Origin of the sequence: Micromonospora sp. L32, assembly GCF_052068055.1 — a bacterium.
In the GTDB taxonomy this organism is placed as follows: domain Bacteria; phylum Actinomycetota; class Actinomycetes; order Mycobacteriales; family Micromonosporaceae; genus Micromonospora; species Micromonospora purpureochromogenes.
Genome location: NZ_JBQHDD010000018.1, coordinates 20,578 through 39,553, shown reverse-complemented (window position 1 = coordinate 39,553; position 18,976 = coordinate 20,578). Strand labels below are relative to the sequence as shown.

The 18,976-nt window shown below is 72.4% G+C and carries 18 protein-coding genes, 1 tRNA gene and 1 pseudogene; 12 read left to right on the top strand and 8 right to left on the bottom strand.

Annotated elements, in window-relative coordinates; genetic code table 11:
• Positions 1 to 20: 20 nt before the first annotated feature.
• The 3 genes from ACTMTB_RS30130 (at position 21) to ACTMTB_RS30120 (ending at position 2,857) form a co-directional block, all read left to right on the top strand.
• Positions 21 to 524, top strand: a complete 504-nt coding sequence (locus ACTMTB_RS30130; RefSeq protein WP_441149523.1) for a SigE family RNA polymerase sigma factor — start codon at positions 21 to 23, stop codon at positions 522 to 524.
• Entirely contained in the window at positions 521 to 1,252 is a 732-nt protein-coding gene (locus ACTMTB_RS30125; RefSeq protein ID WP_441149522.1) for a hypothetical protein, read from the top strand. Before ACTMTB_RS30130 ends, ACTMTB_RS30125 begins: the two co-directional genes overlap by 4 nt.
• 525 nt (positions 1,253 to 1,777) lie before the next feature.
• Complete coding sequence (locus tag ACTMTB_RS30120; RefSeq protein ID WP_441149521.1) at positions 1,778 to 2,857, top strand: endonuclease/exonuclease/phosphatase family protein; 1,080 nt, start codon at positions 1,778 to 1,780, stop codon at positions 2,855 to 2,857.
• 246 nt (positions 2,858 to 3,103) lie between these two features.
• Here ACTMTB_RS30120 and ACTMTB_RS30115 read toward each other — a convergent pair.
• Positions 3,104 to 3,190 (bottom strand) — tRNA-Ser (locus ACTMTB_RS30115).
• Positions 3,191 to 3,265: 75 nt separating this feature from the next.
• On the opposite strand from ACTMTB_RS30115, the gene deoD reads away from it, so the two are divergent.
• From deoD to ACTMTB_RS30100, 3 genes are all read left to right on the top strand, one after another.
• On the top strand, positions 3,266 to 3,973 hold the full coding sequence (gene deoD / locus ACTMTB_RS30110; RefSeq protein ID WP_088959848.1) for a purine-nucleoside phosphorylase: 708 nt from the start codon (positions 3,266 to 3,268) through the stop codon (positions 3,971 to 3,973).
• 125 nt (positions 3,974 to 4,098) lie between these two features.
• Positions 4,099 to 4,734, top strand: coding sequence for a TetR/AcrR family transcriptional regulator (locus ACTMTB_RS30105; protein ID WP_441149520.1), 636 nt, complete (start codon positions 4,099 to 4,101; stop codon positions 4,732 to 4,734).
• Positions 4,734 to 5,201 (top strand): acyl-CoA thioesterase, encoded by a 468-nt coding sequence (locus tag ACTMTB_RS30100; RefSeq protein WP_441149519.1) that lies wholly within the window; start codon positions 4,734 to 4,736, stop codon positions 5,199 to 5,201. The genes ACTMTB_RS30105 and ACTMTB_RS30100 overlap by 1 nt, the downstream gene beginning before the upstream one ends.
• 15 nt (positions 5,202 to 5,216) lie before the next feature.
• Here the strand turns inward: ACTMTB_RS30100 and ACTMTB_RS30095 are convergent, their stop codons facing one another.
• The 4 genes from ACTMTB_RS30095 to ACTMTB_RS30080 all read right to left on the bottom strand — a co-directional run bounded on the left by ACTMTB_RS30095 (position 5,217) and on the right by ACTMTB_RS30080 (position 7,155).
• Positions 5,217 to 5,672, bottom strand: a complete 456-nt coding sequence (locus ACTMTB_RS30095; protein WP_441149538.1) for a nucleoside deaminase — start codon at positions 5,670 to 5,672, stop codon at positions 5,217 to 5,219.
• 208 nt (positions 5,673 to 5,880) lie between these two features.
• Entirely contained in the window at positions 5,881 to 6,408 is a 528-nt protein-coding gene (locus ACTMTB_RS30090; RefSeq protein WP_441149518.1) for a tRNA adenosine deaminase-associated protein, read from the bottom strand.
• Positions 6,409 to 6,527: 119 nt separating this feature from the next.
• Entirely contained in the window at positions 6,528 to 6,695 is a 168-nt protein-coding gene (locus ACTMTB_RS30085) for a hypothetical protein (protein WP_170285394.1), read from the bottom strand.
• Positions 6,696 to 6,768: 73 nt separating this feature from the next.
• Positions 6,769 to 7,155: a hypothetical protein gene (locus ACTMTB_RS30080; RefSeq protein WP_247658499.1), complete on the bottom strand. Its 387-nt coding sequence runs from the start codon at positions 7,153 to 7,155 to the stop codon at positions 6,769 to 6,771.
• A 79-nt stretch (positions 7,156 to 7,234) separates the two neighbouring features.
• Between ACTMTB_RS30080 and ACTMTB_RS30075 the strand changes: the two genes are divergently transcribed.
• The 3 genes from ACTMTB_RS30075 (at position 7,235) to ACTMTB_RS30065 (ending at position 12,227) form a co-directional block, all read left to right on the top strand.
• Positions 7,235 to 7,996, top strand: a complete 762-nt coding sequence (locus tag ACTMTB_RS30075) for a M23 family metallopeptidase (RefSeq protein ID WP_441149517.1) — start codon at positions 7,235 to 7,237, stop codon at positions 7,994 to 7,996.
• 170 nt (positions 7,997 to 8,166) lie between these two features.
• Positions 8,167 to 11,082 (top strand): glycosyl hydrolase, encoded by a 2,916-nt coding sequence (locus ACTMTB_RS30070; RefSeq protein ID WP_441149516.1) that lies wholly within the window; start codon positions 8,167 to 8,169, stop codon positions 11,080 to 11,082.
• Positions 11,083 to 11,156: 74 nt separating this feature from the next.
• Entirely contained in the window at positions 11,157 to 12,227 is a 1,071-nt protein-coding gene (locus tag ACTMTB_RS30065; protein ID WP_441149515.1) for a PHP domain-containing protein, read from the top strand.
• On the opposite strand, the pseudogene ACTMTB_RS30060 reads toward ACTMTB_RS30065, so the two are convergent.
• A pseudogene (locus ACTMTB_RS30060) lies at positions 12,110 to 13,224 on the bottom strand (DMT family transporter); the annotation flags it as partial. The gene ACTMTB_RS30065 and the pseudogene ACTMTB_RS30060 sit on opposite strands and share 118 nt — an antisense overlap.
• A gap of 115 nt (positions 13,225 to 13,339) precedes the next feature.
• Here ACTMTB_RS30060 and ACTMTB_RS30055 point away from each other — a divergent pair.
• Genes ACTMTB_RS30055 through ACTMTB_RS30045 form a run of 3 tightly spaced genes read left to right on the top strand, consistent with a single transcriptional unit; the run spans position 13,340 to position 16,320 of the window.
• The gene (locus ACTMTB_RS30055) at positions 13,340 to 13,990 is read left to right on the top strand and encodes a Uma2 family endonuclease (protein WP_441149514.1); all 651 of its coding nucleotides are present in this window, start codon (positions 13,340 to 13,342) and stop codon (positions 13,988 to 13,990) included.
• Positions 13,991 to 13,997: 7 nt separating this feature from the next.
• The gene (locus ACTMTB_RS30050; RefSeq protein ID WP_441149513.1) at positions 13,998 to 14,666 is read left to right on the top strand and encodes a Uma2 family endonuclease; all 669 of its coding nucleotides are present in this window, start codon (positions 13,998 to 14,000) and stop codon (positions 14,664 to 14,666) included.
• Entirely contained in the window at positions 14,650 to 16,320 is a 1,671-nt protein-coding gene (locus tag ACTMTB_RS30045) for a DUF885 domain-containing protein (RefSeq protein ID WP_441149512.1), read from the top strand. Before ACTMTB_RS30050 ends, ACTMTB_RS30045 begins: the two co-directional genes overlap by 17 nt.
• A 124-nt stretch (positions 16,321 to 16,444) precedes the next feature.
• Here the strand turns inward: ACTMTB_RS30045 and ACTMTB_RS30040 are convergent, their stop codons facing one another.
• Both ACTMTB_RS30040 and ACTMTB_RS30035 read right to left on the bottom strand, forming a co-directional pair.
• A complete protein-coding gene (locus ACTMTB_RS30040) occupies positions 16,445 to 17,926 on the bottom strand; it encodes a DUF6114 domain-containing protein (RefSeq protein WP_441149511.1) in 1,482 nt (493 codons plus the stop codon).
• Between the two features lie 83 nt (positions 17,927 to 18,009).
• Positions 18,010 to 18,615 (bottom strand): DUF6230 family protein, encoded by a 606-nt coding sequence (locus tag ACTMTB_RS30035; protein ID WP_210777431.1) that lies wholly within the window; start codon positions 18,613 to 18,615, stop codon positions 18,010 to 18,012.
• Positions 18,616 to 18,976: the final 361 nt, after the last annotated feature.

The window sequence follows — 18,976 nt, the reverse complement described above, 5'->3', positions numbered from 1 at the left end:
GCGATGCGGGCAGGGCGGGCATGGCCCGGGGTGACGCGGAGTTCGTCGAGTTCGCCCGGGCGGCGTCCGGTCGACTGGTGCACGCCGCCTTCCTGATCACCGGCGACCACCACCAGGCCGAGGACGCGGCGCAGACCGCGCTGGTCCGCACCTACGCGTCATGGTCCCGGGTCCGCGACAGCGACGCCTACGGATACGCCCGGACCGTGATGGTCAACCATCTCGTCGACAGCTGGCGGCGCCCGATCCGCGAGTACCCCAGCGAGGACGTTCCGGAGCAACGTCGGGGCGACGTCGCGGACGAGGTCGCCACCCGACGCTGGCTGCTCGCCATCCTCGGCACGCTCAGCCCGCGCGAGCGCGCCATCGTCGTCCTGCGTTACTACTTCGATCTGCCGGAGCTGCAGGTGGCCCACGAACTCGACGTGTCGGTCGGGACGGTCAAGAGCACCAGTTCCCGCGCCCTGGAGAAGCTGCGCAAGGCCGGCGCCGAAACGCCGGCGACCCACGGGGCGCGCCGATGAACGAGACGGAGCAGCTCCGGCAGGCCATGCGGGCGACCGAACGGACCGGGCGGGACGCCCTCGACCTGACCACGATCATGCGCGAGGGTCGCCGCCTGCGTCGCCGCCGGCGGCTCGCCGGCCCCGGCGCGGCGGCGGTTGTGCTGGCGGTGGTCGCCGGCGTCACGGCCGCTGTGCAGCAGACCGGCCCGCCGGAGCCCGAGCGGCCGGATGCGCCGGCCGTCACCGCACCTGCCGTCCACCGCTCGGCGGACCCCACACCGAGCCCGGAAGAGCCGCCACCGGTCCCGGTCGGTCGCGTGGTGGACAGCGGGGTGCGGTACGGCGCCGACGAGCGGGTCTTCTACTTCATCGCCGTCGACCTACCCGACGTACCCGGGGTGACGATCGGACTGGTCGCCGGCCGCCGCGCCGCCGACGGCAGGCTGACCTCGGACTTCCTGGTCAACGACGTCGAGGGCAACGACCGCCGCCCCGGATTCCACCAGATCGGCTACGACCAGTCGGGACCCGGACCGGACCGCAACCCGGTGCCCACCTTCGGATACTTCGTCGGTCCTGCGAAGCGCATCATCGGCACCGCCGACGGCCGTCAGATCGACGCCCGGCTGGCGAAGTGGAGTGCGGACCCGGAGGTGGTGATCTTCTGGTTCGACCCGCGGCAACTGGCTCCCGGGGTACGCCTGGACGGCATCGTCGCCGACGACGCGCAGGGCCGGAGGCTCTGAGAGCCGAAAGCGGAACGCCCGGCCGATCCTCGCGGACCGACCGGGCGTTCTCGTCCGGTGCCGCCTCGGGATCGCGAGGGCTGAACCAGCGCGTGACGCTGGCTGCCTCGTCCGCTCCACCCTTCTCCTTCATCGGCCCCGCGGTTTCCTCAGAGCGTCAAGCTTGCGGTTGAGCCATGACCGGTCCGGGCCGGTGACCACCTCGTACGGCTTGGTGAACCGGTCGCCGTCCCAGTAGTCACGAGGTACGTGCCTGATCTCTCGGTACTCTGGGTCGGGGGTGCGGATGGCCAGCCCACCTCGGGTATGGGCTACGTGTAGGCCGGCGGCGAGCCACGCTGCGATCGACGGCGTGGCCGGCCAAGCACGGCGCCGAGTACGGGCTGTGCCAGATCTACCGCAACGAGGCCTGGCACTACGAACTGCGCCCCGAAGCGATCGACGACGGCTGCTGCCCGAGTATGTACGCCGACCCCACCTGGGACCCGAGGATGCGGCAGTGACCGGCAGTGAGCGAGGACCGACATGACGCAGCTGGACACGGCGGAGACCGGGCCGGGCAGCGCCGGCCGCCGGGATGCCGGCGCCGGGACCTGGCGCGCGCGCATCCGCCGGGCGATACGCGCCGCCTCCCGGCCGGGCCCCTGGAAGCACGGCCGGCTGCTCGCGGCGCTGGCGCTGCTGCTGGGCCTGTTCATGCTGCTGCACGCGAAGATCCCGAACCGGATCGGGAACCTCGGCAGCCTGGTGGAGACCTTCCTGCCGTGGTTCGGGCTGTTCATCCCCGTACTGCTGATCGGGGCGCTGTGGCGCCGCTCCGCCTCCGCGGTGGCCGCGCTGCTGCTGCCGGTCATGGTGTGGCTGAACCTCTTCGGCGGGCTGCTCGGCGACAAGTCCCATCCGGGCGGCGACCTCACCGTGGCCGAGCACAACGTCGGCGCCGGCAATCCCGACCCGGCCGGCACTGCCCGCGACCTGGCCGCCTCCGGGGCGGACGTGCTGGCCCTGGTGGAGCTGACCCCGCAGGCCACGGGCACGTACGAGATGGAGCTGGCGAAGGCGTACCCGTACCACACGGTGCAGGGCACGGTCGGGCTGTGGAGCAAGCTGCCGCTGTCGGACACCCAGCCGGTCGACATCCAGATGGACGCCGGGCCGCTGGCGGCCAGCAAGCCGGTCGACGTCAAGATGGCCTACAACCGGGCGCTGCGCACCACGGTGGCCACGGACCAGGGGCCGCTGGCGGTGTACGTGGCCCATCTGGGGTCCGTACGGGTGAATCCCAGGGCGGGCTTCTGGACGGCCCATCGGGACAGAAACGCGCAGGCGCTCGGCAGGGCCATCGCCGCCGAGCAGAACGAGCGGGTGGTGCTGCTCGGCGACCTGAACGGCGCCATGGACGACCGCGCCTTCGCCGACATCACCTCGCAGCTGCGCTCGGCCCAGGACGCGGCCGGGGACGGCTTCGGCTTCAGCTGGCCGGCAAAGTTCCCGGTGGTGCGGATCGACCAGATCCTGGTCCGCGGCGTGAAGCCGGAGAGCTCGTGGGTGCTGCCGGCCACCGGCAGCGACCACCTGCCGGTGGCGGCCGGAATCAGCTGGTGAACACCGCGTAAAGGCCGACGCTCCACCTCCTGCGGCATGGAGCACGACGAGCAGGACCAGGGGCGCGCCACCGCCCCGCCCAGGTCCGTCGGGACATCGCCCAGCGCGTCGGCGGGCTGCTCTGGGACAGCCCGGCAGCGGACCCGAGACGGGCTCTTGAGCACGAACCGAGACCAAAACTGAGACCACAAGCGGAACGCCCGGCCGATCCTCGCGGATCGACCGGGCGTTCTCGCTGTTCACGAGCGGTGGCGGCGGGATTTGAACCCGCGGAGGGGTTGCCCCCTCACACGCTTTCGAGGCGTGCTCCTTAGGCCACTCGGACACGCCACCGCCGACGAGGGTACAGGACCGCCGGTCTGGATGCCGAACCGGTATGCCCGCCTCCGGCCTGGCAGGATCTTTGCCATGAGTACGCACATCGGCGCGAAGCCGGGAGAGATCGCCGAGCGGGTCCTGATGCCGGGCGACCCGCTGCGGGCCAAGTGGATCGCGGAGACCTACCTCGAGGACGCCACGTGCTACTCGACGGTCCGGGGCATGCTGGGCTTCACCGGTCGCTGGAACGGCGTGCCGGTCTCCGTCCAGGGCTCCGGCATGGGCATGCCGTCCGCCTCCATCTACGCCCACGAGCTGGTCAACGAGTACGGCGTGAAGACCCTGATCCGGGTCGGCTCCTGCGGCGCCCTGACCGAGGACCTCCAGCTGCGCGACGTGGTCGCGGCGATCGGGTCCTCCACCGACTCGAACATGAACCGGATGCGGTTCGACGGGCTGATCGACTACGCCCCGGTCGCCGACTTCGGGCTGCTGCGTACCTCGGTCGAGGTGGCCGAGCGGCGCGGCATCAGCATGCGGGTCGGGCCGATCCTGGCGGCGGACGCCTTCTACACCGACCGGCCGGACCTCTACGACACACTGGCCGACTACGGCGTGCTGGCGGTGGAGATGGAGTCGGCGGCGCTCTACACGATCGCCGCCCGGTTCAAGGCGCGGGCGCTGACCATCCTGACCGTCAGCGACCACATCAAGACCGGCGAGAAGACCACCGCCGAGGAGCGCGAGCAGACCTTCAGCCAGATGGTCGAGATCGCCCTGGACACCGCCATCGCCTGAGTTCCCCTCCTTATCTCGGCGCCCCGTCATCCGCATCGGATGGCGGGGCGCCGCCGTGTCCGGAGTGAGCACCGTCACCGACTTAAACAATACGACCGGTCGTGCTTTTTGGTTAACCTCTCCCCATGACAGTCGACGGACGCGTCGCCCGCGGCGACCGGACCCGGGCCGCCGCGCTGGACGCCGCGGTGGTGCTGGCCACCGAGGTCGGACTGCACGGGCTCTCGCTCGCGCAGCTCGCCGACACGCTCGGGGTGAGCAAGTCCGGCCTGTTCGCGCACTGGCACTCCAAGGAGGCGCTCCAGCTCGCCACCGTCGACCGGGCGGTGGAGCAGTGGCAGGAGCGGATCATCGACCCGGCGCTGCGCGCCCCCCGGGGCGTCCGGCGGCTCTGGGCGCTGCACCAGGCCCGGATCGACTTCTACGCCGCCCGGGTGCTCCCCGGCGGCTGCTTCTTCGCCAGCACCGACTTCGAGTACAACGCCCGACCCGGCCCGGTCCGGGACCGGCTCGCCGAGGTGTTCGGCCGCTGGACCGCGTTCCTCGAACATCTCGTCGGGGAGGCGGTCGCCGCCGGCGAACTCCCCGCCGACACCGACGTCCGGCAGTTGGCGTACGAGATCGACGCGCTGGGAATCGCCGCCGCACTGCGCTCCCGGCTGCTGGACCCCGACACCGCCTACCGGCACGCCCGCCAGGGCCTGCTGCACCGCCTGCGGGCCTTGTGCCCCGATCCGACCCTGCTACCGGAAGGCCTCTGATGAGCCACGCCCTCGCCGCCCCCTCCGCCGTCGAGTACGGCCACGTCGAGCACGTCAGCGTGTACTTCGACGACCTCGACGCCTTCGGGATCCTGCACAACTCCCGGTACGTGGTGCTGCTGGAGCGGGCCCTGACCGCCTACTGGGCCGAGCGGGGCGTCTCCTACCAGGGCGGGCAGCGCAGCGCGCCGGACACCTTCCACGCGGTACGCGAGTTCACCATCACCTACCGCGCCCCGATCGCGGCCACCGGGCCGGTGGCGGTGCACTTCTGGCTCGAACACTTCGGCACCAGCAGCGCCGAGTACGCCTACCAGTTCCGCTCGCTCGACGGCAGCATCGTGCACGCCGAGGGCCGGCGGGCGATCGTCCGGCTCGACCCGGCGACCCTGCGACCCACCCCGTGGACCGAGACCGGCCGCGCGGTGGCCGCGAACCTGCTCCGCCCCACCCCGACCCCGGCCTGACCGGGCGGCGGGCGGTCAGCGGAAGAAGGCGCGCAGCAGGGCGGCGCTCTCGGACTCCAGGACGCCGCCGTAGACCTCCGGCCGGTGGTTGAGCCGGCGGTCGCGCAGCACGTCCCAGAGCGAGCCGGCCGCCCCGGTCTTGGGCTCCCAGGCACCGAAGACCACGGTGGACACCCGGGCCAGGACCAGCGCGCCCGCACACATCGTGCAGGGTTCCAGGGTGACCACCAGCGTGCAGCCGTCGAGCCGCCAGCGGCCCAGCCGCTCGGCGGCCCGGCGCAGCGCCAGCACCTCGGCGTGCGCGGTCGGGTCACCGGTCAGCTCGCGCTCGTTGCGCCCGATCGACAGCTCGGTCCCGTCCGGGCCGTAGAGCACGGCGCCGACCGGGATGTCGTCGGCGGCGTCCGCGCCGTCGGCGCCCGGGGCGGGTGCGTCCGGGCCGGTGACGGCGATCTCCAGCGCGCGGCGCATCCACAGTTCGTGCCGCTGCCGGCGGCCCGCCCCGTCCGGGTCGGCCAGCCCCTCGTCCGCGCCGGGCCCGACGCGGCCGACGGCGCCCGGGGTCGGCTGCCCCGGGCGTACGGTCTCCAGCGCCGGGTCGGTCGAGTCGACCGGCTCGGCGGCGCCGGCCAGCGGCGAACCGCCGCCCGACAGGGCGGCTCCGTCGCCGGACGGCGGGTCAGACCTCACGCAGTTCCTCGACCTCGTCGGCGCATCCGAGCACCTGGCACAGCTCGGCCGTGACGTCGGCCGGGAGCATCCCCTCGTGGGCGCAGAGCCGGAGCAGCTTCTGGGCGGAGATGCCCAGGTCGGCGAGGATGTCCGCGTCGCCGACCGGGTCCGCCTCGGGGTCGACCGCCGGCTGCTCGCTCTCCTCGGCCCCGGCGGCGGACGGCCGGGGCTCCTCGCTCTCCTCCAGCCCGGTGACCGAGGTCTTCAGGTCACCGACGAGCAGCGCGCCCAGCCGGGACTCCTCGGCGTACGCGGAGTCGGAGCCGAAGATCCGGAGGTCCTCCCCCTCGTCCAGGCGCAGGATCACCAGGTAGGCGTCGTCCGCCTCGACGAAGAGCAGCGACAGGTCGGCGTCGGGCTCGACGTCGCGCAGCCGGTCGGCGACCTCGTCGATGTCGGAGGCGCCCCGTAGGTTCACCTCGGCGGCGCTCCACTCGCCCTCGTCGCGCACCACGGCGGCAGCGAAGTACGACACGGTCCCCCCAATGGCCTCGGCACAGCACGCCGACTCGTTACGCGATGCACGTTAACCGGTCGGGTCGGCAGGCGACCGGTCAACGCCCCGAAGGGCCGGTCAATCCTGAGAAAGTCGCCTCAGCCGGCGACGCGACGCCGGGTGGCGATCAGCTGTCGCAGCCGCTCGGTGCGCTCCCGCTGCGGCTTGTCCCGCTGTCGTACCGCGCGGGCCCCCGCCAACTCGGCGAGAATCTGCAGGCGGCGACGGCTGCGCTCGGGGTCGAGCCGCGGGGTGGTCCAGGCCATACCGGAAAGGTTCCCCAGTCACAGCGAGTACGTCAAGATGGCGTTCGAAACGAAGCCGGGCGATGACGCAGCGTCACCACATCGGCCAGTCAGCGCTCGTCGCCCAGCGCACGACCACGATCGCGAACGCGATGCTCCAACCACCCGCAGTGACGATCGCCACCCCGGTCGCCACGCCCCGGTCGCCGTACCGGACGAGGCCGAGGGCGGCCAGCCAGGCCACCACGCCGGCGATCACGGTCCACCACGCGTACCCGGGGACGCCGCGGCCGAGGAGGCCGAAGAGCACCAGCCACGCGGCGGCGAGCGCCGCGCCGGCGGCCACCCCGCTGCCGGTCACCGGGTGCGGCTCGCGCCACGTCGGCCGGCGCGGCGGCCCCGACGGAAACAGACCCGAGGGGGTACGCGCCATGAACTGCCCGGCGGCCGGCCCGGCCGGGTACGTGGGCTGACCATCCATCGCCGTCACCGCTCCCGTCCACGCACCCCCCGGCGCTCCGGGGGACCCTCCCACCGTATCCGTCTGCCAGGATGTCCGGATGTCGTCGCGATCGACCGGCCGCCGCGCGCGTCCGGCGTATCCGGTCCTGCTGTTGCTGGCACCGGCGTTGCTCGCCGGCTGTGCGCCCGGCGATCGGCCGGCCGCCGGGCCGAGCACGGTCTGGGACGCTCCGTCCGCGACGGCCACCGCGGACCAGCCGGCGCCGCCGGCGGCCGCGCCCTCCGCGAGCCCGGCCGCGCCGTCAGCGTCGCCGAGCCGCGCACCGCTGCGTCGGGTCTTCCCGGTACGCGCCGGCAAGGTCGCATACCACCCGACGCACTCGGCGTATCCGGGCACGGACATCTTCGCCGACTGTGGTGAGCCGGTGGTGGCGGTGACCGACGGGACGATCCTGGAGGTGAGCCGGGTGGACCGGTTCGACCGACGGGGGCCGTTGGGGCCGTACAACGGCGGGCTCTCGGTGTCGTTGCTCGGTGACGACGGGGTGCGGTACTACGGCTCGCACCTGAGCGCGATCAGCGCCGGTGTGGACGCCGGCGTACGGGTCCGCGCGGGGCAGCAGCTCGGCAAGGTGGGCCGGACGGGCAACGCCAACAACGTCTGCCACCTGCACTTCGGCCTGTCGCCGAAGTGCACCGGCCACGACGACTGGTGGATCCGCCGGGGCGTGGTGTGGCCGGCGAAGTACCTGGATTCGTGGCGCCGCGACGGCAACCGGTCGCCGGTCGCCGCGGTGACGTCCTGGGAGCGCGAACACGGCTGCCCGAAGGCCCCGCGCACGACCACGGACGCCGGCTGACCGGAGGCACGGGAGCCCGCGCAACACGGTCGTCACCCGACTGACACATTGACGAAAGTCGTGTCAATCGTTAACGTCCGCGTCAGAGAGCGCTCTCTAGGGTAACAAACCTCCCGACTCCGACGAACCGCGACACCGGGCCCCCGATCCGGAGCCGCGCTGGAGGAACGATGAACCCTCCCGTCCCACCCCGCCGCACCCCCTGGGTGCTCGCCACCACCACCGCCCTGGCCGTCGTCGTCGCCGGTCTCGCCCTCACCGCCACCGCCACCGCCGAGGCCGCCACCGTCGGCGCCGGCAGCTACACCACCGACCGGGTCGGCCCCCTGCCCACCGGCTGCGGGGACCTGTCCACCAACCCCCGGCAGTTCGTCACCGCCAACGCACCCGCCGGCCCGATCCCCACCAACGACTGGTGGTCGTCATTGCTGTGGAAGCGGACCAACTGCGCGTACAGCGAGCCGCTGCACGCGCACCCCGCCTCCTACCAGCCCTTCGGCGACGGCCTGGGCTTCTCCGCCACCTCCACCCCCACCATCACCGGCACGGCGACCGGGGTGGGCGAGTACAAGTACGCGTACGCCGAGGACATCCGGGTCGGCGTGACCGGGCTCGGCGCCCCGGTCGTCAAGGTCGACGACTGGACCGACTGGACGGTCAGCCCGTACTGGAGCGACGGCACTCGTACCCTGCGGGCCACCGTCGGCCACGGCCTGCCGTTCGCCTACTTCCGGACCAGCGGCGGCGACGCGCTGATCAACCCCACCGGCGGCAGCCCGACGGTGTGGTCCCAGAACGGGGCCACCATCGGTTTCACCGTCCGGGGCCACGACTACGTCGCCTACGCCCCGACCGGCGCCACCTGGACCGTCGCCGGTGGACGGATCACCTCCACCCTGGCCGGCAAGGGCTACTTCTCCGTCGCCCTGCTGCCCACCACGCCGAGCACCGACGCCATCGCCCGCGCCGACCTCGCCACCGCCTACGGCCGGTACGCCCACGCACACGTCACCGGCACCCGGGTCTCCTACTCCTACGACCAGGCCAGCAGCCGGGTCACCACCACGTACGCCTTCACCACCACCCCCCGGGAGGGCACCGCCACCCAGACCGTGGTGAGCCTCTACCCGCACCAGTGGAAGGCGCTGGCCGGCGCCACCCCGATCGGCCAGAGCTATCCGTCCGCCCGCGGCCGGATGAAGGTGCTCACCGGCATCAGCCAGTTCCGCACCGCGATGACCTACCAGGGGGTGCTGCCGGAGCTGCCCGCCGTCGCCACCGGCGCCGGCGCCGACCTGGCCCAGCTCCGCGAGCAGCTCGCCGCGGTGCGGGGCAACCCGATGGACCAGCGCGGCACCGACACGTACTGGACCGGCAAGGGTCTCGGGCGGGCCGCCCGGATCGCCGAGATCGCCGACCTGGTCGGTGACACGGAGACCCGTACCGCCGCGCTGAACGCCATCCGGTCCACGCTGAACGACTGGTTCACCGCCACCCCCGGCAAGACGGCCCGGGTCTTCTACTACGACCGGAACTGGGGCACCCTGATCGGCTACCCCGCGTCGTACGGCTCCGACCAGGAGCTCAACGACCACCACTTCCACTACGGGTACTTCATCGCGGCCGCCGCGACGCTGGCCAAGTTCGACCCGACCTGGGCCACCACCGACCGGTACGGCGGCATGGTCGACCTGCTCATCCGGGACGCCAACAACTACAGCCGCGAGGACACCCGCTTCCCGTACCTGCGAGACTTCGACATCTACGCCGGGCACGACTGGGCCTCCGGGCACGGCTCGTTCGCCGCCGGCAACAACCAGGAGTCGTCGTCGGAGGGGATGAACTTCGCCAACGCCCTCATCCAGTGGGGACAGGCCACCGGCAACACCGCCGTCCGGGACGCCGGCATGTTCATGTACACCAACCAGGCGGCGGCGATCCAGCAGTACTGGTTCGACGTCGACGACGAGAACTTCCCGGCCGCCTTCGGGCACTCGACGGTCGGCATGGTCTGGGGCGACGGTGGCGCGTACTCCACCTGGTTCAGCGCCGACCCGGAGATGATCCAAGGCATCAACATGCTGCCGGTCACCGGCGGCCACCTCTACCTGGGTTACCGCCCGGCCTACCCCAGGACCAACTACGCCGAACTGGTCCGCAACAACGGCGGCGAACCCACGGTCTGGCAGGACATCCTCTGGCAGTTCCTGGCCCTCGGCGACCCCGACGCGGCACTGACGAAGCTGCGCGCCAACCCCGGCTACAGCCCGGAGGAGGGCGAGAGCCGCGCCCACACGTTCCACTGGATCCGCAACCTGGCGGCACTGGGCCAGGTGGACACCGGCGTCACCGCGAACCACCCGCTGGCGGCCGTCTTCACCCGCAACGGCGCCCGCACCTACGTGGCCAGCAACATCACCGCCGCGCCGCTGACGGTGACCTGGTCCGACGGCACCCGGCTGACGGTCGCGGCCGGACGGACGGCGACCACCGGGGCGTACACGTGGAGCGGCGGCAACGCCAGCGGCGGCACGAGCCCGAGCCCGACGCCGACCAGCCCGACGCCGAGCCCGACACCCACCACCCCGAGCCCGACGCCGACCACGCCCCCGCCCAGCGGCTCGCCGACGCGGTACCTGCTGCCCGGCGGTGGCCTGGGGGCGGCCGGCGGCACGACGACCACCACGGTGGCCGGCGCCGGCGGCACGAACCACGACGGCACGCCGACCAACCCGGTGGTCTTCACCGCGACCGGGCTGACCATGGCGTACTCGGGTGGGCAGACCCGGTTCGACCTGTTCCTCGACGCCGGCTCGGCCGTCGGCAACGGGGTGCAGGCGCGGGTCTCCTACGACCTGACCGGTGACGGGACCGTCGACCGGGTGGAGACGTACCGCTACTTCGCCACCGACCCGGTTCCCGGCTACGAGCACTACACCCAGAACGCCGGACTGCTCTCCGCCACCGGCGCCCTCGGCAACCTGTCGAACGGCACGGTGAAGGTGGAGGTCTGGTCCGCCATCGGCACGAACCCGACCACCCTCGGCCTCGGCGACCGCTCGGTCGTCACGCTGCCGTACGCCTGATCCGGCGTACCACCACCAGCCCGCGCCGCCGGTCGTACCCCCGACCGGCGGCGCGGGCGCGTAGTTTGCAGGTCATGACCGCCCGGGATCCCATCGCCGACCTGCGCCGGATCGCGTTCCTGCTGGAACGGGCCAACGAGGCCACCTACCGGGTTCGGGCGTTCCGGTCGGCGGCGAAGGCCCTGACCGAGCTGCCGGCGAAGGAGGTCGCCGAGCGCGCCCGCACCGGCAAGCTCACCGAGCTGACCGGCGTCGGTGACGTCACGGCCCGCTGCGTCGCCGAGTCGCTGGCCGGCGAGGAGCCGGTCTACCTGCGCCGGCTGGTCGCCACCGAGGGCACCGACCTGGACGCCGCGGCCACCGCGCTGCGGACCGCGCTGCGCGGCGACTGCCACACCCACTCCGACTGGTCCGACGGCGGGTCGCCGATCGAGGAGATGGCGCTCGCGGCGGTCGAGCTGGGCCACGAGTACGTGGTGCTGACCGACCACTCGCCCCGGCTCAAGGTGGCCCGGGGCCTCACCGCGGACCGCCTGCGCAAGCAGCTCGACCACGTCGCGGCGGTGAACGAGGCCCTGCCCAAGGGGTTCCGCATCCTCACCGGCATCGAGGTGGACATCCTCGCCGACGGCTCGCTGGACCAGACCGACGAGCTGCTGGCCCGGCTGGACGTGGTGGTCGGCTCGGTGCACAGCGGGCTGAGCGACGAGCGGGCGAAGATGACCCGCCGGATGCTGGCCGCGATCGACAACCCGCACCTGGACATCCTCGGCCACTGCACCGGGCGGATGGTGTCGTCCCGCCCGGCCGGGGTGAAGGGTCCGGGTGACCGCGCGCACCGGCCGCGTACCCGGGGCGAGAGCGACTTCGACGCGGACGCGGTCTTCGCCGCGTGCGCCGAGCGCGGCGTGGCCGTCGAGATCAACTCCCGGCCGGAGCGGCAGGACCCGCCGAAGCGGCTGATCCGTCGGGCCCTGGAGGCCGGCTGCCGGTTCGCCATCAACACCGACGCGCACGCGCCGGGGCAGCTGGACTGGCAGCGGTTCGGCTGCGAGCGGGCGGCGCTCTGCGGCGTCCCCGCCGACCGGGTGGTCAACACCTGGCCGGCCGACCGTCTGCTCAAGTGGGCCCGCACCCGCCGCTGACCCCCGGCCGGCGGGGTCAGCGGGCGGCGGGCTCCGCAGCCGGCACGGCGGGGATGCCGGTAACCGCCTCGGCGCGCGGGCGGCGCGGGCCGACCAGGCCCTGCGTCACCGCGACGCCGAGCAGCACGACCAGCGCGCCGACGGGCTGGTGCCAGTTCAGCCGCTCGTCGAGCACCACCGCGCCGATCAGCACCGCGAAGATCGGGATCAGGTAGGTCACCGTGGAGGCGGTGCTCGCGCCGGCCACCCGGATGTTGCGCAGGTTGATCACGAAGGCCAGCCCGGTGCCGAGCGCGCCGAGCGTGACCACGCTGCCCACCACCGGCGCCGACAGCTCGGTCGGCACGGGCGGCGCCCCGACCACCAGCGGACCGACCACCGCGAGCTGCGCCGTCGCCACCAGCAGCTGCGCCGCGGAGAGCGACAGCCCGGAGTACGAGCTGCCGGCGATGAACTTCTTCTGGTACGGGATGGCCACGCCGTAGCAGGCCGCCGCACCGAAGCACATCAACTGGCCGGTGAAGTGCGCGCCGCCGACGCCCTCCCAGACGCCGAGCACCACCAGCACGCCGAGGAAGCCCAGCCCGAGCCCCACCGCCCGGCGTGTGGTCAGCCGCTCGGTGCGGAAGGCCAGCACCGCCAGCGGCAGCACGATGAGCGGCGTGGTGGCGTTCCAGATGCCGGCGAGCATCGACTCGACCCGCTGCTCGCCGTAGCCGAAGAGGGTGAACGGGAGCGCCACCCCGAACGCGGCGACCACGACCAGGTGCGCCCAGACCCGGGGCTCCCGCGGCAGCCGGTCGCGGAGCACGGCGAGCACCACCAGCAGGGTGAGCGCGCCGGTGGCCACCCGGTAGAGGGTGAGATGCAGCGGGTGCAGCTCCTCGATGCCGACCTTGATGAAGAGGAAGCTCGCACCCCAGATCGCGGCGAGCGCCAGGAAGCCGGGCAGCCAGCTGCGCAGCGGCGCCCGGTCAGGGGTCACATGGGTGGTCACCCCTGACACTCTGCCGCAGGGGTACGACGATGTCCCGCGAAAATCGGACGCCGTGTCGACCGCCACAGCAGCCGGCGTGCAGTGGAGGCGTTGACCAGTCGAGGAGGTGTGCCCGATGGCAATGTCGGAGAGGTTCGACCCGCTCTACGACTTTGACGGGGTCTGGACGACGGGCCTGGCCGACCGATACCTCCCGCCGCGCGACGTGCCGGACGCGCGCTTCGAGTGTGTCGACGGAACGCTGGTCATGACCCCCGCGGAAGCCGGTGCGAACAGTTTCGGCGAAGCCAAGCTCATTCGACTACTCGGGCCTGCGGCGGAGGCGGCGAACCTGTACGTCTACGGCCAGCTCAACCTGACGTTCAATCCGCGCAGTTGGATCCAGCCCGACGTCACCGTGCTGCACACCGTGCCGAAGACGGACGACGAGGACCGCTGGGTCCCGGTGCGGTACTGCACGATGGCGGTCGAGTTCGTCTCACCCGCCAGCCGGCAGCAGGATTTCCTCGACAAGCCGCGCCGGTGCGCCGAGGCCGGGGTGCCGTATTTCATGCGGGTCGAGATCGTCCGTCGGTTGCGGCACGTCTCCGTGGAACTCTTCTCGCTCGACGACTGGAGCGCGTACGCCACCGTGGCGAAGGCGCAGGGCGGGCGCCGGCTCCGGGCGGACATGCCTTTCCCCATCGACTTGATCCAGCGGAGTTGCTGCCGTAGTCGACACGGAACCCCGCGCGGCGCACCGTCGTTGATCAGCCGGGAGGGGTGAGGCGTTGATGCTGCCGACGCGCGGGTCGGATCCGGTGCTCGACCTCGACGGCGGGTGGACGGTGCAGCGCGCGGAACGCCACCTGCGGGTCGGTGAGCTGGCCGGCGCGCGGCACGAGTGCGTCGACGGTCGGCTGGTGGTCACCCCGTTCCCGCCCGCCACCGAGAGCATCGCGACGGCGAGCCTGGCCAGCGCCCTGGTGCCGGCGGCCGAGGCGGCCGGCCGACACGTGCTCGGCCGGGTCAACCTGACCTTCTCGCCGACCTGCTGGATCCAGCCGGACGTCACCATGCTGCACACCCTCCCCGCCACCGACGAGGAGGAGCGGTGGGTCCCGGCGCAGCTGTGCGCCCTGGCCGTGGAGTTCGTCCGGCCCGGCGGATCCGCGTGGGACGGGGCGGACAAGCGGCGTCGCTGCGCCGAGGGCGGCGTGCCGTACTTCATGCGGGTGGAGATCGGCGGCCGGATGCGCCGGGTGGTGGTGGAGCTGTTCGGCCTCGACGGCGACGGGCACTACGTGCCCACCGCGCGGGCGGTCGGCGGGCAGCGGCTGCGCGCCCGGTGGCCGTTTCCGATCGACGTCGACCCGGCGCGACTGCTGCCCCGAACACGCCAAACACGCTCGACATCAGGGCCGGTCGGTCACGTAGGGTCGCAGCGTGGGACGAATCGATGACCTCGCGAACCGCTACGTGGCCGACTGGGCCCCGCTGAGCCCGACCGGCGCCACCTACGTCGGTATCGCCGGCTACGACGACCAGCTCGACGACCTCTCCCCGGCCGGCTACGAGGCCCGGGCCGAGCTGACCCGGCGCACCCTCGCCGACCTCGACGTGACCGAGCCGGACACGGAGATTGAGCGGACGGCCAAGGAGGCCATGCAGGAACGCCTCGGCCTGGACCTCGCCCGATACGACGCGGGTGAGGTGACCAGCGAGGTCAACGTGATCGCCAGCGGGCTGCACGAGATCCGCATGGTCTTCGACCTGATGCCGACCGAGGGCGAGGCCGCCCAGGCCAACATCGCCGCCCGACTCACCCGGTTCGCCACGACGCTGGAGGGTTACAAGACCACCCTGCGCGAGGCGGCCGCCGCCGGCCGGATCAGCTCGAAGGTGCAGCTGGTCGAGGTGGCCAAGCAGTGCGACGTCTGGACCGACCCGAACGGCGACAACTTCTTCCACGGCCTGGTGGAGCGGCTCGGCGCGGACGGCACCCTCGGCGCCGACCTGCGCCGGGGCGCCGCGTCCGCCACCGCCGCCACCGCCGAGTTCGGCCAGTTCCTCCGCACCGAGCTGGCCCCGCAGGGGCGGGACAAGCAGGCCGCCGGCCGGGAACGGTACGAGCTGGCCTCCCAGTACTTCCTCGGCGCAAAGGTCGACCTCGACGAGACGTACGCCTGGGGTTTCGCGGAGCTGGCCCGGCTGGAGGCCGAGATGCGGGCGCTGGCCGGGAGGATCGTCGGCCCGGGCGCGAGCATCGACGAGGCGGTGGCGGCGCTCGACGCCGACCCGGCCCGGACCATCCAGGGCAAGGAGGCGTTCCGGGACTGGATGCAGACGCTGGCCGACAAGGCCATCAGCGACCTGCACGGCACCCACTTCGACATCCCGGAGCAGGTCCGCCGGATCGAGTGCTGCCTGGCGCCGACCAGTGACGGGGCGATCTACTACACCGGGCCGAGCGAGGACTTCTCCCGCCCGGGGCGGATGTGGTGGGCGGTGCCGCAGGGCATCACCGACTTCTCCACCTGGCGCGAGGTGACCACCGTCTACCACGAGGGCGTGCCGGGGCACCACCTCCAGGTGGCGCAGACGGCGGTCCGGGCCGAGCTGCTCAACCGCTGGCAGCGGCTGCTCTGCTGGGTCTCCGGGCACGGCGAGGGCTGGGCGCTCTACTCCGAGCGGCTGATGGACGACCTGGGCTACCTGGAGGATCCGGGCGACAAGCTCGGCATGCTCGACGGGCAGGCCATGCGGGCGGCCCGCGTGATCGTCGACATCGGCATGCACCTGGAGCTGGAGATCCCGAAGGACAACCCGTTCGACTTCCACCCCGGCGAGCGCTGGACGCCGGAGCTGGGCTGGGAGTTCATGCGGGCGCACTGCCGGGTGCCGGACGAGAACCTGCGCTTCGAGCTCAACCGCTACCTGGGTTGGCCGGGGCAGGCGCCGTCGTACAAGGTGGGCGAGCGGATCTGGCTCCAGGCCCGCGAGGAGGCGAAGGCCCGCAAGGGCGCCGACTTCGACCTCAAGGAGTTCCACCGGCAGGCGCTCGACCTCGGCTCGCTGGGGCTCGACCCGCTGCGCAAGGCGCTGGCCCGCCTCTAGGGCCTGCGTCAAAGCCCCTGGCCGGCCTGCGGCGGGCCCGGGGCTTTGGCACAGGCCCTGGGTGCGGTGCCGGGGGGCGGGCGGGACGACCCGCCCCCGGCCACCAGGGGTGGTGGGACGAAGGTCAGGGGAGACTGAGCTTCAGTGCCGGCCGGGCGGTCAGCGTGTTCGAGTCGACGAACGCCAGGTCGATCACCGGGTCGGTGAAGGTGACCGAGATCGGCAGGGTGACCGGGATGCCGTCCGGGAACGGCAGGTCCGGCGTCAGCGTGATCTTGATGCCGAGCAGCCGACCGACGAAGCGGGTGGCGTAGAACGCCACGTCGCCCTGCACGGTGAGCCGGTCGGTGACGTACTGCTGGTTGCGCCCCGCCGGGCCGTCCGCCACCAGCTTGAAGTCCTCGGTGACCGCCTTGCTCATGCTGAACTTCAGCGCCTTGAGCGTGCCGTTCGCGGTCGGCAGGTCGACGATCCCCTCGAACCGCAGCGAGCTCATGGTGACCGAGGAGCCGGTCAACTTGGACGGCTGCTGGGCCACCTTCGGCTGCCCCGGCTCGGGGGCGATCCGCGGCAGCAGCTTGCCGGGCTCGACCTGGCCGGGCCGGCTCGGCCGACTCGGCCGGCTCGGCGCGCAGCCGGTGCGGCTCGACGTCCGACCGGTGGGGGTCGGCCTGGCGGTCGGCGCGGCCACCGTCGCGCTCGGTGTCGGGCTGGCCGAGGGGCTGGCGCTCGGCTCCTCGCGCCCACCCCCGGTGAAGAGGTCACCGATCCCGCGCAGGATGTCGCCGAGCACCCCGCCGTCGCGGGTGGGGGTCGGCGACGGGCTCGCGCTGGCCGACGGCGTGGCGGCCGGCGCGTGCCGACCAGGGGTGGCGGAGGGGGTGGCGGCCGGCACGGACGGGCAGGTGGTGGTCGCGGCCGGAGCGGGGACCGCCGGAGCGGCCTGCACCGGCGACGGGCGGGTGGCGACCAGCCCGGCGGCGGAGAGGCCGAGCACCACCACCGCCACGGCGAAGTAGCGCGGGTCGCGGGGCCCGGCGGGCGGGGCGTCGTAGCCGGCGGGAGCCGGGGCGGGACGCTCCTGCTCGTACGCCGGCGCGTCGCCGCGCTGGTGGGGCAGGGTCGGGAGCAACTCGTCCGCCAGCGTGGGGTCGTCGGATCCGGCGGTGTCCTCGGCACCCGGGGCGTCCACCGCGGTGGCGGGGGCGTCGGTCGACCTGAGCGGCGTCCAGGCGAAGCCGAGGGCGCTGCCGACCATGCCGAGCAGCAGGCCGACGAAGAAGCCGCCGAGGTTGAGACCCATCAGCGAGTAGATCGTGGTGACCGCGGCGACGATCGCGTAGAAGAGCCGCTGCCCCGGGCTGAACCAGAGCAGCAGCCCACAGGTGAGCAGGATGACGGGGATCAGCAGCGAGTAGAGCCCGGTGGCTCCGGACTGGAAGCTCAGGCCGTTGAGCGTCATCCGGGTGGAGGCGAACATCTCCACCCCGGCCAGCGCGGTGAGCAGGCCGCCCCAGAACGGCCGGGTCCGTCGCCAGCGGCGGAACCCCCGCCAGGCCCGGCCGAGGCCACCGGCGCGGACGTGTTGCGGATCGGCGGTTGTCACGTACTCCTCCTCCTGGCGGAGCGGGGGAACGAGGGACAGGGAGGTGGCCCGCGGCGCGTGCCCGCCGCGGGCCACGGCTCAGCTCAGAAGCACTCCTTGCCCTTGGCGGCGTCCCCGACGTTGACCTTCAGCCGGAGGCCGGTCAGGTTGAAGGTGGCCGCCGTGGTGTAGCGGGACACCTGCTCCAGGCCGGTGATGGTGACGTGCTGGGCGTCCTGGCCGAACGAGCCGGCCTGCGCCGACGCGTTCAGGTCTCTGGCGTCGCGGCCGATCCTGATGTTGGTGAACGTCGCGTTGCCGTCCAGGCTGTCCATCGCGATCAGCATGTCCTTGGCGGTCGCCGGCTTGTCGTCACCGGCGTTGATGGTGAGGACCACCGGCAGGCCGGGCAGGTCGGCCCGGACCGACTGGCAGAGCTTGTACAGCTCGGCGCTGCTGATCTCGGAGAGGGCGACGGGGTGGACCTTGCCGTTCTTCTCCTTGACGATGCCGCCGTACTGCTTGAAGCCGTCGCCCTCCAGGCGCTCAGCACCGATCTTGAAGGTCTGGCCGGAGACGGTGATGTCGGACGCGATCGCGCCGGACTGCATGCCGAACAGGATGGCGCCGACGGCTGCGGTCGCGGGCACCATCATCGCGGCGAAACGCCGCCACCGGGTACGTCCCGGGTTCTCGATCCGATCCTGCACGGGTTCCTCCTGGATGAGGGGCGGTGCTCTTCGGGGTGGTGTGCCGGTCGGTGGACGGGGGGCGTCCCGGGCCGGGCCGTATCACCTGTTACCGGCGAGTAACGAACGTGCGAATGATGGTGCACCCGCTGAGGCGTGGGTCACAAGACCTCACCTACGGTCCCGTAACTTGTGGACCACCCGGTGATCGACTCTCGTCACTCACGGTGGAGCGAGACACCGGATCCACGATCGGATCAACCTTCTAAAAGGGGCATTCCGGCGCCAGGCCGATGACTCACCGCAGTCAAACATCGATAAGTTACGATTAAGTAACAAGTGCCGAGCGTGACGACGCGAACGCGAAAAGAGGGCGGGTCGA

Bases quoted from the DNA above. Each gene is read 5' to 3' on its own strand.
- ACTMTB_RS30130 (WP_441149523.1), top strand. From the start codon at position 21: ATGGCCCGGGGTGACGCGGAGTTCGTCGAGTTCGCCCGGGCGGCGTCC.
- ACTMTB_RS30125 (WP_441149522.1), top strand. From the start codon at position 521: ATGAACGAGACGGAGCAGCTCCGGCAGGCCATGCGGGCGACCGAACGG.
- ACTMTB_RS30120 (WP_441149521.1), top strand. From the start codon at position 1,778: ATGACGCAGCTGGACACGGCGGAGACCGGGCCGGGCAGCGCCGGCCGC.
- deoD (WP_088959848.1), top strand. From the start codon at position 3,266: ATGAGTACGCACATCGGCGCGAAGCCGGGAGAGATCGCCGAGCGGGTC.
- ACTMTB_RS30105 (WP_441149520.1), top strand. From the start codon at position 4,099: ATGACAGTCGACGGACGCGTCGCCCGCGGCGACCGGACCCGGGCCGCC.
- ACTMTB_RS30100 (WP_441149519.1), top strand. From the start codon at position 4,734: ATGAGCCACGCCCTCGCCGCCCCCTCCGCCGTCGAGTACGGCCACGTC.
- ACTMTB_RS30095 (WP_441149538.1), bottom strand. From the start codon at position 5,672: ATGCGCCGCGCGCTGGAGATCGCCGTCACCGGCCCGGACGCACCCGCC.
- ACTMTB_RS30085 (WP_170285394.1), bottom strand. From the start codon at position 6,695: ATGGCCTGGACCACCCCGCGGCTCGACCCCGAGCGCAGCCGTCGCCGC.
- ACTMTB_RS30080 (WP_247658499.1), bottom strand. From the start codon at position 7,155: ATGGATGGTCAGCCCACGTACCCGGCCGGGCCGGCCGCCGGGCAGTTC.
- ACTMTB_RS30075 (WP_441149517.1), top strand. From the start codon at position 7,235: ATGTCGTCGCGATCGACCGGCCGCCGCGCGCGTCCGGCGTATCCGGTC.
- ACTMTB_RS30070 (WP_441149516.1), top strand. From the start codon at position 8,167: ATGAACCCTCCCGTCCCACCCCGCCGCACCCCCTGGGTGCTCGCCACC.
- ACTMTB_RS30065 (WP_441149515.1), top strand. From the start codon at position 11,157: ATGACCGCCCGGGATCCCATCGCCGACCTGCGCCGGATCGCGTTCCTG.
- ACTMTB_RS30055 (WP_441149514.1), top strand. From the start codon at position 13,340: ATGGCAATGTCGGAGAGGTTCGACCCGCTCTACGACTTTGACGGGGTC.
- ACTMTB_RS30050 (WP_441149513.1), top strand. From the start codon at position 13,998: ATGCTGCCGACGCGCGGGTCGGATCCGGTGCTCGACCTCGACGGCGGG.